General features: G+C 35.4%; 10 protein-coding genes. 5 read left to right on the top strand and 5 right to left on the bottom strand.

Going from position 1 to position 13,323, the window contains the following annotated elements; all coding sequences use genetic code 11:
- Positions 1–11: 11 nt before the first annotated feature.
- On the bottom strand, positions 12–173 hold the full coding sequence (locus tag AC3CH7_RS20885; RefSeq protein WP_012296166.1) for a hypothetical protein: 162 nt from the start codon (positions 171–173) through the stop codon (positions 12–14).
- A 398-nt stretch (positions 174–571) separates the two neighbouring features.
- Here AC3CH7_RS20885 and AC3CH7_RS20880 point away from each other — a divergent pair, with 398 nt between their 5' ends.
- Positions 572–901 carry a BRCT domain-containing protein gene (locus AC3CH7_RS20880; RefSeq protein ID WP_031416783.1) on the top strand — a complete coding sequence of 110 codons (330 nt, stop codon included), beginning with the start codon at positions 572–574 and terminating at the stop codon, positions 899–901.
- Positions 902–977: 76 nt separating this feature from the next.
- On the opposite strand, the gene AC3CH7_RS20875 is transcribed toward AC3CH7_RS20880, so the two are convergent.
- Positions 978–1,625: a peptidylprolyl isomerase gene (locus tag AC3CH7_RS20875; RefSeq protein ID WP_012296168.1), complete on the bottom strand. Its 648-nt coding sequence runs from the start codon at positions 1,623–1,625 to the stop codon at positions 978–980.
- A 703-nt stretch (positions 1,626–2,328) separates the two neighbouring features.
- Between AC3CH7_RS20875 and AC3CH7_RS20870 the strand changes: the two genes are divergently transcribed.
- Both AC3CH7_RS20870 and AC3CH7_RS20865 read left to right on the top strand, forming a co-directional pair.
- The gene (locus AC3CH7_RS20870) at positions 2,329–5,106 is read left to right on the top strand and encodes a bifunctional diguanylate cyclase/phosphodiesterase (RefSeq protein WP_031416784.1); all 2,778 of its coding nucleotides are present in this window, start codon (positions 2,329–2,331) and stop codon (positions 5,104–5,106) included.
- Between the two features lie 33 nt (positions 5,107–5,139).
- Positions 5,140–6,780 (top strand): thiamine pyrophosphate-binding protein, encoded by a 1,641-nt coding sequence (locus AC3CH7_RS20865; protein WP_488381868.1) that lies wholly within the window; start codon positions 5,140–5,142, stop codon positions 6,778–6,780.
- Between the two features lie 66 nt (positions 6,781–6,846).
- Here the strand turns inward: AC3CH7_RS20865 and AC3CH7_RS20860 are convergent, their stop codons facing one another.
- Positions 6,847–7,437 carry a hypothetical protein gene (locus tag AC3CH7_RS20860; protein WP_488381867.1) on the bottom strand — a complete coding sequence of 197 codons (591 nt, stop codon included), beginning with the start codon at positions 7,435–7,437 and terminating at the stop codon, positions 6,847–6,849.
- A gap of 105 nt (positions 7,438–7,542) precedes the next feature.
- Positions 7,543–9,417 (bottom strand): leucine-rich repeat domain-containing protein, encoded by a 1,875-nt coding sequence (locus AC3CH7_RS20855; protein ID WP_325882152.1) that lies wholly within the window; start codon positions 9,415–9,417, stop codon positions 7,543–7,545.
- A gap of 263 nt (positions 9,418–9,680) precedes the next feature.
- On the opposite strand from AC3CH7_RS20855, the gene AC3CH7_RS20850 reads away from it, so the two are divergent.
- The gene (locus AC3CH7_RS20850; protein ID WP_325882153.1) at positions 9,681–10,658 is read left to right on the top strand and encodes a tRNA dihydrouridine synthase; all 978 of its coding nucleotides are present in this window, start codon (positions 9,681–9,683) and stop codon (positions 10,656–10,658) included.
- Between the two features lie 68 nt (positions 10,659–10,726).
- On the opposite strand, the gene AC3CH7_RS20845 is transcribed toward AC3CH7_RS20850, so the two are convergent.
- Complete coding sequence (locus tag AC3CH7_RS20845) at positions 10,727–11,554, bottom strand: MBL fold metallo-hydrolase (protein WP_197223653.1); 828 nt, start codon at positions 11,552–11,554, stop codon at positions 10,727–10,729.
- A 296-nt stretch (positions 11,555–11,850) separates the two neighbouring features.
- Here AC3CH7_RS20845 and AC3CH7_RS20840 point away from each other — a divergent pair, with 296 nt between their 5' ends.
- Complete coding sequence (locus tag AC3CH7_RS20840; protein ID WP_036162474.1) at positions 11,851–13,029, top strand: MFS transporter; 1,179 nt, start codon at positions 11,851–11,853, stop codon at positions 13,027–13,029.
- Positions 13,030–13,323 lie beyond the last annotated feature (294 nt).

Below are 13,323 nucleotides of genomic sequence, written 5' to 3'. Positions count from 1 at the left end.
GCCCTGTTACCTCAAGTTTTTACCTTCGCAAAGCGCATACCGAACATAAATCTTGTTAATGGTGGGATTATCTTATTACAGGCTGGATCAAATTGTATTAATCTATAGCTTTCATCTAATACGATAACGCCATCATTGATACTATGAAATATAGCATCCTTAGCAACCGGCATTCCTCTAAATAAGCATGAGGAATAAATAGACCAAAAGGGGGAAGTCCAGAAAATAAACAAATGCTGTTATAATGGGAATCAACTGCCCACACATTAACGCAATTAATGGTGGTCGATAGGACCTAGCTGTTTCCTTCCAATGGGTCAGTACTAATAAAAGTACTAACCAACATGCTGGAAAAAGTAAATATGCCATGAATGATATCCATTTCCGGGTGAATATAAGGAGATCCTAAAACAGGGTCAATTTCAAAAAACTCGATAATGAAGATGATGGATATCATTTGTAGCAACGATTACTAAACTAGTAGAAGGTATAACAAAAATTCCCATGAGCTCTTTTGTGGATGTATTTATCACAGCTACCACCCAAAAATTTAAGAAGTCAGGAGGGCAATATGACTAATAAGGATAGCCTAGATATCATCTTTTCAGATCCAATCGAAAGCCCTTCCCACCCCTTTTATCATAAGCAAATTGTGTTTACAGGTGCTCTTTCCAAGATGACTCGCTCAGAAGCAGCTAAACACGTAAAGGCTTGTGGTGGATTTTTACAAGGCACCGTTACACAGCAAACCGATTTTATTATCCTTGGAGACAAACGTCGTGGCATCAGTACTAAACAACGTAAAGCCGAGCAACTCATTAACCTTGGTCAGGATATTCAGATACTTATAGAAAGCGATTTTTTATGGATTATTTCAATGCCAAAGGTAGTTGAAAGATAAAAAAGAGTATGTGCGAGTTAATCGACATACTCTTTAATCCTAATTGATTTAGCCTTTTTAACTTTTATGAAAGGAATTACTTATTTACTTTAGGTGCTGGGTAATTAAAGCCCTTCGTATCTACTTCTACTTTTTTCATTTGCTGATCTTCTAATGGTTTATCTGTAGCATCTCGCTCAGCAGCAACAATGGCATCCACAGTTTCCATTCCTTCAATTACTTTCCCAAAAGCAGCATATTTACCATCTAGATCTGTTGTCTCTTTTACCATAATAAAAAATTGTGATCCTGCAGAGTTTGGATCTTGCGAGCGAGCCATTGAAATAACACCACGTTCGTGTTTCAGGCTATTGTCCCAACCGTTTGAGGAAAACTCGCCATCAATTGAATAGTCAGGTCCACCTGTACCATTACCTGAAGGGTCTCCACCTTGAATCATAAAATCAGGAATAACGCGATGGAATATAAGACCATCATAAAATCCTTCTTCCACTAATGAAATAAAGTTAGCTACAGTATTTGGTGCTACTGTAGGCTCTAATTCAATAACAATTTTTTCATCATTGCTCATCGTAATAGTGACAATCGGATTTTCTTTCACCTTTGATGCGTAATCCACCGTTTCTGTTTTCTTACTGTCCTTTGCTGTACCACAGCCCGTCAATACAAACATAATTGCTAGTAATGATAACACTACATAAATACCTTTATTACGTGTATACATCTTTTCAACTCCTCTTATTTACCATCAATTCATTATAAAACTATCCCATGGTTAACCACAATCAATCACACATCATGTCAGGACGATCTCTTGTTACAAACTCACACCCGTTAATTAAAATACGTTTTGAATAATATAGCATTCTAATAATCAGAATATTAAATCAACAAAGAGATGAATGCTCATTTGTATAGAGGAATTTTTAATGGTCTGTAGAATAAAATTAGGAAGCACTCTAATGTTGTATTAATTCCCATGTTTGGAAAAATACTCTGAGGAGGATTCATTCTGATAGATGAAAGCAAATAGTAATAATAATATGTTACTATTCTTCATTAAGTTATGACGACCGTTTTAGAAACTGGCCCTTTATTTTCCCCTGACAATTCACAATTTACATGTACAAGCTGTTTGCATTTTTTTGGATGGAACATTTACTTTTCATTCCTAGTAAAAACCTAATAGATCATTATCGTCACTGTAGAATGTGTTTAATTTTAATCAAAGGATTCTAGTCCTACATAAAAAGAGTAATGGCTAAAATCGCAACATACTCTTAAGGAATTTTAACTAATTTATACATTTTTTTACCTACCTGTTTATTACTACTGTAAAATACAATAATAAGACATTCGATACGAATAAAGCAAAAATTTAACATTTTTTCTACAGGACAATGACAAAAAATTGGGGGTTCATTTACATGTCTATAGAACAAACGAGATATTCTCGACTGGCCAATATAACGAAAATGATAAACATGAAGTTGGATTTACGTGAAGTATTGGAGCAGGTAACAATCGCAATATCTGAAGAAATCGTCAACTGTGATTCAGTGGGAATTTATTTGCCACAAGAAGATGGAACATTCAGAGGATATGTAGGAAAACCAGAGGTGATTAACGGCTGGACATTAAATATGCATGTCATTGAAACCGAAATAGATTTGCTGGCAAAGGAAGTGATTGAAACAAAGAAAACAATCTATATTCCTGATACTTCAAGAGATAATCGCCCTGACCCTAGAGCCGTTGAAGGATTTCATATTAAATCTTTATTAGCACTTCCTATTTCCTTTGAACAAGAGTTATTTGGCCTTGTTTTTTTATTTGATTATGGAATTCCAATGAATTTAACTGAGGAAGAAATTCAAACGGTTGAAGCCTATGTAAATATGGCTGCGGTTGCCATTCAAAACGCAAACAACTTAACTTATAAAGAGCATCTTATAAATGAAAAGCAGTTACTGCTCGATGTTACACGTGATTTATCCATGTGCTCTTCACTACAGGAGAGCCTTGATAAATGCTTTTTCTACTTAGAAAAGGTTTTAGATAATAAAAATATAGGTGTTCACTTATTAGATCCTTTAGCAGAAAAAAGTATTAAACCGGCTAAGTTGAGTAAGGATAGCGATTGGACCGAAGAGAATTGGCTTAAAACACATAACAAAATACAAATTGATGAGAGCAATGATTCTGTCATGCAGGAGGTTTTTGAAACGAAAAAAGCCATTCTTATTCCAAATGTATTTGAAGATGACAGGCCAAATCATGAGGTTTGTCGTAATTTCGGCATAAATGGTTTAGTGATGTTTCCTTTGATTTCAATGGGTGAAATTTTAGGACAAATTTCCATTGTTAATCTTGAAAATAAACCATTTTTCTATTCAGAGACTCAATTACAATTAGCTCAGTCCATTGTTGATACTACTGCGTCTGCATTATCTAATCAGTTATATATGGAAAAACAAGAGATTATAATCGAGGAGAGAACATCGGAAGTAAGAGACAAAAATAAAGAGCTTGAACGTGTTGTCGCTGAGTTACAGCAACTTAGCCGTGAAAAAGAGTTAATTCTCAACTCGGCAGGTGAGGGCATTTTCGGATTAGATCTTGACCGAAACATTACGTTTTGCAATCCAGCCGGTGCGCTCATGCTGGGGTATGAAACAGATAGAGATTTGATTGGAAAATCAGTTGAAATTATTATGAGTGGTTGTGAGGCAGAGGTCAACATTCCTGTTTCACCCTTTTTAAATACAAATTTTAACAGCTACGAAGTGTTTTTTAGAAAAGATCATACCTACTTCCCCGTCGAATACGTCACTTCTTTTATAAAAGAAGGCGATAAGGTCGTAGGCGAAGTGATTACATTTAAAGATATAACGCAAAGAAAGCAATTAGAAGAAAAAATTAAATACCATGCCTATTTCGATAGTTTAACGGATTTGCCCAATAGGGTTCTTTTATTAGACAGACTAACGCAGGGACTGAAGTATGCAAAAGTAAATGGTGAAAAATTAGCTGTGCTCTACTTGGATTTAGATCGTTTCAAGTTAGTAAATGATTCGTTAGGTCATAGTTATGGGGATTTATTGCTTCAAAGTGTTGCCAAACGTTTAAGTGCCTGCGTCCCAGAAGATGCAACTGTATCAAGGCAAGGTGGGGATGAGTTTACAATCTATTTACCTAATATTAAGTGTGAGAATGACATTTTAAAAGTTATAAATTGTATCAATGCTTCTTTCTCTCAACCATTTAATTTGATTGACAATGAAATATATATTAAAACAAGTATTGGTATAAGTTTATTTCCTGAAAACGGCGATACTACAGACACGTTAATCAAAAATGCAGACACAGCTATGTACAAATCAAAAGAAACGCCAGGTACTAGCTACCATTTCTTTAGTGAAGGAATGGATACAAGGACTTTTGAGAGTATCAAACTTGAGAATGATTTATATAAGGCTTTAGAGCGTGATGAATTGATGATCTTCTATCAGCCTCAAATAAATTATAAAACAAATAAAATTAAGGGTGTAGAAGCTTTATTAAGGTGGAATCATCGAGAACATGGCATGATTACCCCCGATAAGTTTATTCCACTTGCTGAAGAAACAGGATTAATCGTCCCGATAGGTGAATGGGTTCTTAAGGAAGCATGCAAGCAATTAAAAGAATGGCATAATCAAGGATTTCCTTTAATCAGTATGTCTGTGAATTTATCTGTCCATCAGTTCGAACAGAATAATTTATTTTCTATTATTGAAAATGTTTTACATGAAGCCGATCTGTCTCCTGAATATTTACAGCTAGAGCTCACAGAAAATCTAATTGTAAAAAATACAGAGGTAACCTTAAAAACGATGAAACAATTGAAGGGACTTGGGGTTAATTTAGCTATTGATGATTTCGGTACAGGTTATTCATCTTTAGGATATTTAAAAAATTTACCAATTTCCACATTAAAAATTGATAAATCCTTTGTACAAGAAATGTTAACGGATGATGCAGCAGCTATTACAAATACAATCATTACCCTAGCTCAAAATTTGAAACTGGAGGTTATTGCTGAAGGAGTCGAAACAAAAGAACAAGCGGACTATTTATTGGTACAAAATTGTCATTTAATGCAAGGATATTTTTTCAGTAAGCCTATGAAAGCTGGAGAAATTATGAAAAAATATTTCTGTTAGCCTATTACATTATTATGCAAAGGGGAAATGATGATGAAAGCAGCTCGCACAGTCTTAGAGTATTTAAAAAATAGTGGTGTGCAGTATATTTTTGGTATTCCAGCAGGCTCAGTCAATGCATTTTTTGATGAACTCAATGATATGAGTGAATTAACACCTATTGTCACAAAACATGAAGGAGCAGCATCCTATATGGCTGCAGCTTATGCAAAATACTCCAATCATTTGAGTGTTTGTATTGGTTGTAGTGGCCCTGGAGGAACAAATCTAGTAACAGGTGCCGCAAATGCTATGCGGGAGCATTTACCGGTTTTATTTTTAACCGGTGCTGTTCCTGTTAACACGAACGGTTTAAATGCCTCTCAAGAGTTAGATGCTGAACCAATCTTTCGTCCAGTTACTAAATATAGCGTAACGGTTAAAGAATCGAAGGATTTACTCAAAGAAATAGTAAGAGCCACAGAAATTGCCCTATCTGGCGTGCCAGGTCCTGTACATATTGCTATACCAATAGATATTCAACATGAAACAATTTCACATGTAGAAATACCAGCTCCACCAAAAAGAACAGCCATTGTTCCTGAAATAGATACCATTAAAAATGTAGCTGAAGAGCTATTAGCAAGAAGAAGTGGCTATATTTTGGTAGGGCAAGGCGTAAAAAACTCTGTTGAACAATTACTAGAGTTAGCAGAAATTCTAAATTGGCCAATTATAACAACACCACAGGCAAAAGGGTATATTCCAGAGGATCATCCTCTCCTAGTTGGTGTTTTCGGCTTTGCGGGTCACGAGGCTGCCTCAGAATTAATAGCTGATGGCGATGGGCAAGTATTATTAATTGTCGGTTCAAGTTTAGGTGAAACAGCCACGAATAACTACAACTTAAATCTTACTAAAAATCGTTTTTCGATACAGATGGACTTTGATCAAACCGTGTTCAACCGAAAATATGAGATTGACTTACCTGTGCTAGGTGATATCAATGTGAGTTTACTATTGCTTATTGAAGAACTACGAGCTAACGGTCTAGCAAAAACTCCATTTAAGGTTAAAGAAAATAAAGAGATTTATAAAGAAGTCACAGGGGAATATAACACGAAAAATGTATTGTTAACTATTCAAAAATATTTACCTTCCTCCACAAGGTACGCTATTGATATTGGTGAATTTATGTCCTATGTCATTCATCATATGAAAGTAGTAGATTATGATACGTTTAATATTAATGTCCATTTTGGAGCAATGGGAAGTGGGATTGGATCTGCCATTGGTTCAAAGTTAGCCGAACCTGAACGTCCTGTTGCATGTATTACAGGAGATGGTTGCTTTTTCATGCATGGGATGGAGATTTTGACAGCAAAAGAATATAATCTACCCATATTATTTATTGTCATGAATAATGCTCGTTTAGGGATGGTATACCATGGACATGCTTTACAGTTTAAGCGCACTCACCCATCCTTTGAGCAGCATCCCATTAATATTAGTGCTATGGCTTCAGCGATGGATATACCAAGCTTCCAAGTAACTGAGCTACAAGACCTTCATCATGATATGCTTCATCACCTAATGAATTTAAATGGTCCAGCTGTATTGGAAGTAGTTTTAACTGACAATAATACACCTCCCATGGGCGATCGAGTTAAATTTTTATCCTCTTTTGGAAAATAAACGTTATCACTAATGAAGAAAAGTCATATAGTTGGATGAATACATCCTCTATATGACCTTTTTTATTTATAAATGCGAGAATGACTGTTGAATGACTCCGAGTATTGCTCCCATTGTTTTTCCTTTAAAAGCATTTGAAACTGCTTCACCCGTGGGATTGGAGAAATAGTAGCTATCCATTGTATCATCGAAATAATATCCGATACTTGCTAGTTCATGTGTTAAGTTAGTTGGTAACTCCTTAAGTCCAGTTTGTTCAAAAAAATAATTTGTAGAATAGACTTTCACATCTATATCTCCAGCTCCCGTATGTACGACAAATAAATCTTTTTCATGCTGAACAATCCATTGACCCTTTGAATATAAAGATATTCTTGCTCCTTCTAATGAGGATATGGCATCTAAATTAACACCAAACATTTCATTTAGAATACTCCGAACCCTTGCCCCTGTTATATCTCCCGCATATTGTTGTAGAAAGGAGTCTATTACCTCTCTTCCTGAGAATGCAGAGGTTCCTACCATCTCTTTATTTACAATAGGAGTTTCATCTAAATTAATCTTATAAATTAAATCTACAACATGCCAAATATCGGTACTACTAGCCTTTCCTTTATAAGTATCTAAATACTGATCCATCATTTCTGACTTCTTCATCTTCCGGTCCTCCCATAAAAACTATTCTATTGCTTCTCACATGTGTACCACTACGAGCTTTCATGAAATAAACTATAAAATATTTTATATTGCACGCACATGTCTTTAATAAATCACAATTCCTTTATCTAGAGCGGATTGATTTTGTACCGGGTTTCCTAAAATATAAAGCTTTTTCAAATTGGGTAGATTCACTAAAGGCTCTATGTTTGAAATAGCGTTGTTTTCTAAATGAAGAACCTCAATTTGTTGCCAACTCTCCATAAAATTCAACGATTGTAATGAACTATCCTGTAAAGTAAATGAACGTAGAGCTGAAAAACCAGCAAAGAAAGGCATCACCTTATCATCCTCATGCACCCAATCACCATTACCTACTCGCATCGATACATCATTTAAAGTTAAATGCAACAGCACGCTGTTCGTTAATGGATGTTCACTATTAAATTGAAAATTACATTTTGAACAATTTAATGTTTTTACATGTTTTAGATTGAATAGTTCACTCGTTTCTTCATCAAAAAATGTCTCGTCTAAATGTAGTGTTTGCAAATTGGGTAAGCCATTTAAAGAGCTAATCTCTGTAAAAACCCCATACTCTTTCGCCGTCAGTTGTTCTAGCATTGGGTATTTAAGTAATTCTGCACCATTTAATGTCGAATCCTTTCCACTTATATAGACAGTCAAATCTTTTAAACTAGGTGCCTCTAGTTTTGGTATAAAAGAACCTGTAATTTCAGCCTTCTTTAAATGGGGGGCTACAATCGGTGATGTATCGCCATAATAATCAGTTACCGTTAACTCCGTTAGTGATGTTAGACTGTTCACAATATCAAGTAATTCCAATTGACCCGGAGAAGATAAACGTAGCTTTGTTAAAGATGATTTATTTCTTAATTTTTCTAAATTGGCGATGTTCATATATTCAAGATCGAGTGATTGTAGATTAGGCATGTTTTGTATAAAATCAAGTGTTTTTAAATTTCTTACCGATGTAAGCTTCAATTTCTGTAATTGATTCAGTGAATAAAAAGAGCTAAAATCTGTCGCCTCACTAATATCGATTGTTAATGATTCTAAATTCGTTAAAGTAGACAGCCAATTTAAATCATTGGTGAATTTTAATGACAGAGATTTTAGCGGCAATTTATTTAGAAGCTGGAAATCTGTGACCTCCTCCGTCATATACGATATTTCTAGGGATTGAAGATTAGGAAACTCTAACAATAAGGCAAGTTCATTATTATTTCGAATTTGGATAGAGAGTTCTGAAACCATTGATTTATCGCTAAAGTATTCCGCAATTTTACTAAAAGATTCATTAAAGCTTCCTGTATAGCTTTTCAAGTTTTTCAAATGTCGAAAGCTTACTTTTTCACTTTGCGATATTTCATAATCATTCATCAGCTTCAATACAGTCAATCCAGTAAATGCTTCGAAATCCTTTTGTTCAATTTTTTGCGTATTTAATAACTTATCCTGAATAGTATAGGTCACAATTTCTGCTTCCTTATTTGTAAACGGATCGTCCAGACTGTAATCAAAATGCCATTGTTCCTCCGAAAAATAGGCAGCCAAATAACGAATACTTGCGATTTCCTCTTTACTTGGCATTACTTCCCCCTTTTCAAAAACATCCTTTAAAAAGTGTAGTAGAACCTCACTTTCAGGTATTGTTCGTACAGATGTTACTCCATAATTTCCTTCTTCTTTTTGATTATTGGTTAAAAGTAAATAAGCAAAAAATATACATAGAAAGACAATCGGTATAAGAAGAAGTGCTTTTAAATTCGTTTTTGGTCGTATCGTAGTATGAGGAGCAGTTGTCCCATAATAGTTATTAATCGTTTGATCTACATAGTAGACTTTATTTTCTTTTAACATTATTTCAGTATCACAATACGGACATTTGAATGATTGCCCCTCTTTAAATTCAATTTTCCCATTACAATTAGGACAATGTAATGTCACAAATTCCACTGGCAATCCTCCTCCCTGCTCTATTTCCAATTAAGCTTAGTGGTCTGAAAAATAAATGTCAATATTTCTTATAAATACTAATTACATCCCCCTTTAGATTAACAATAAAAATGCTGTGAAGACCTACATTTAATCCTCACTAATTTAAAGAAGAGCATCTCTGAAGTTTCTCGTATTAGGCTAGGCCATTTAATTGTGAAGAAATAAAGGAAATATGTTATCTTTTTGCAAGGTAGTATTTTGGAAAGAGAGGATATTCATCAATGAACGAAAATAATTTCTGGCTTGATTTACCACGGCCATTTTTCATTTTAGCACCTATGGAGGATGTGACAGATGTTGTATTTCGTCATGTCATTAGTGAGGCAGGTCGTCCCGACGTATTTTTCACGGAATTCACCAATACGACAAGCTATTGTCATCCAGACGGTATGGATAGCGTTCGTAACCGCTTAGCTTTCACAGAAGATGAACAGCCGATGGTTGCCCATATTTGGGGAGACACCCCTGAACATTTCCGTCAAATGAGTATCGGCATGAAAGAGCTGGGCTTTAAAGGTATCGATATTAATATGGGTTGCCCCGTCGATAATGTGGCTGAGCGAGGTAAAGGAGCCGGCTTAATACTTCATCCTGCATTAGCATCAGAGATTATCCAAGCCGCTAAAGCTGGTGGTTTACCTGTTAGCGTAAAAACAAGACTTGGTTTTACAGATGTAGCAGAGTGGCGTGAGTGGCTCACTCATATTTTAAAACAAAACATCGCTAATCTTTCTATTCATCTACGTACCCGAGAAGAAATGAGCAAGGTCCCCGCACATTGGGAATTGATTGCGGATATTAAAAAACTACGGGATGACATTGCTCCTGAAACTTTGCTAACGATCAACGGAGATATTCCTGACCGAGTAACAGGTTTAAAATTAGCTGAGCAATATGGTATCGATGGGATAATGATTGGGAGAGGCGTGTTTTCAAATCCATATGCCTTTGAACAAGATCCAAAAGAGCATAGTGCTGAAGAATACCTGAACTTGCTATACCTTCACCTTGATCTTCATGATCAATATTCCAAGGAATTTGAAACTCGTTCATTTAAAGCTTTACAACGCTTCTTTAAAATATATGTGCGTGGCTTCAAGGGAGCTAGTCAATTACGCATTCAATTAATCAATGCCCATTCAACTGACGAAGTACGAGAACTACTTGCAGCCTTCACTAGAAACAAATTAACAAAGTAACCCTCATAATAAAGGAGACTGGCTATTGCAAGCCAATCTCCTTTTTGGTTGCTTTGTCATATACTTCATTACATTTTAGAAGACTTCAATTGCTCTTCTAAACTTTCTTTTTGGATCATCTCCTTATTGTCACTATGAATCCTTTTCATCCCCTCAAAAAATGAATACTCACTCCTTAAATATTGTTCTAACTCTCCTTTATCGTGCGGAAGCTTTGTTAAGTAATACTTTGAGCTATCGATCCTTTTTTGAATTTCTTGTAGATTTTGTGTTGTTAATCCGTGACCAGGTATATGGGTTGTGATGGCATGAGTGAGTAAAATCTTTTCAGCCTTATTAATTGTATTTACATAATCCTTATAGCTGCTGAAGATGAATGGAAATTCAACATCCGACAAGTAATCGCCGGAAACAAAAAACCCATATGGCTCTATCACTGTAAATAAACCATCCTCCGTATGACCAGGGGCTTGATAAAAGGTCATCGTAATTGAATCCAACTCTAATGTATAACCATCCTCAGAAATGACAATATCAACTGAAGGGTATACTGGGGAATAACTCCTATGTAAATAATACTTTTGATCAAATTGATGAATTTTTTGAATGCTTTCTACTTTATTCAAATTGTCAGCAAATCGTTTAGAGGCAATTACCTTGGCCTCTGGAAACGCTCCTGAACCAATTATATGGTCAAAGTCGCTATGTGTATAAATAATATATAGTTGCTTGTTACCTTGAATATTGTTTATATAATCTTGAATTTCTTGAATTTCGTTAGGCAACCAATTAGGATCTGTCATAATGATTGCTTCATTCGTTTGAATGATTGCTGAAGTAGTCATATATAACGCACTTTGAAAAACTGTCATAATATTGTTTTGGAATTGAATCATCTTGAACCTTCCTTTTCCCTTTTAAAGGTAGTATTTTTGAGTGAATATGGCAGATATTGAACAAGATTGCTTTATGTAAAGGTTCGTGCAAATTTAGTATATTCCTCCTTCATTGAAAATGGAGGTAGCAGGCATAATGTTTAACAATACTTGATGTAGCTTTTAAAATCAGTAGCTTTATCGAAAGTGTAAATCCAATAATCTCGTGATTTTTCTTGTAAAAATATTATGATATGATGTTTAGGTTGTTTATCTACTCTGTGACACATATATATTCATCTAAGAAAGAGGTATCTATGCACCACACACAATTATCCAAGCGACATTGGTTACTTATTTTAACACTTACTTCATTAACATTTGTGCTGGGGACAAGCGAATTTGTAATTGTCGGAATCTTGACTGATATTTCTTCAAGTCTAGAAATGACGAATGCAAAAGCAGGCACACTCGTTTCTGCATTTGCCATTACATTTGCCGTTGCTACACCACTGGTGATGTCCGCAACAAGTCACTTTCCAAAGCGTAAATGGATGCTGTTTTTGATAGCATCTTTCATTGTCTTTAATGCTTTGTGCATTATTTCTACGAACTACATTATGCTACTGATACTTCGTATTATGACAGCAATTGTAACGGGCGTATTAATTTCTCTAGCCATGATTGTTGCAAGCGAAACCATGCCAATTAACAAACGGGGACTTGCTATATCATTCGTTTTCGGCGGTTTCACACTGGCAAATGTCGTGGGGGTACCGATTGGTATTGTCATTTCCAACTCGTATGGATGGAATGCCGCCTTCATGTTAACCACTCTACTGGGAGGGGTTGCGTTTATGGCATCCTTTTTTGCCTTACCAAATGGACTCAGTCAAGTACGGAGCTCCATACGGGATCAGTTTTCTCTGATACTCAAGCCGCGTATTTTAATGGCCTTTTTCATTCCTGCCCTAGGATTTGGTGCAACATATACAGTCTTTACGTATCTTGTTCCTATTTTGAAGGGAATGGGGGCCCCACATAATTCCATTAGTTTTATTCTTTTTGGCTATGGGTTTATTTCGATATTCAGCAATATACTCGCTGGTAAAATTGCCAATCACAATCCTATCGGTCGCCTTCGGTTTGTTTTTCTCCTGCAGGCAATTGTTCTAATATGCTTATTTTGGACCACCAATCAATTTATTTTAGGACTAGCTAACATAGGCTTAATGTCGCTAATGGCTATCCTGTTAACAACATCTACTCAGCTTTATTTAATTGATCTCGCTGAAATTTACCAGCCAAGTGCTAAAGGATTAGCCGCTTCACTAATGCCTGTAGCAAGTAACGTAGGAATTGCCTTTGGTTCTGCATTAGGCGGCATCGTCTATCATCAAGGGAATTTAATGAATGTAACATGGGTCGGTGGACTCGTTGCAGTCTGTGCAAGCCTGCTAACATTTTTTAGTCATCACTTAGATCAAAAACAATGATACACTTCATCCTGCACTAATAACTAGCGATTAAATAATCGCTAGTTTTTTTATTTCAAGATTACACTCTATAAAGATTCCCCTTCCAGCGCTCCTTCAAATGGTCTCCCTCCTTTTCTCTAAATTACTACACAATCGACAGTACTTTGGTAGGATTACCCAGGCAAAATGTATTAGCATTTCTCATTTGAAAGTTATAACCTTTTATTCCATTACTAGGAAAAAAGATTCAATCTATCATTCATAAAATGATACTAATTATCAATATTTCAGAATATTTAAATATTCCGATAT

It is taken from the genome of Lysinibacillus sp. F12 (assembly GCF_057773605.1).
The sequence above is the reverse complement of the archived record's forward strand: the minus strand, read 5'-3'. Positions and strand labels throughout refer to the sequence as shown.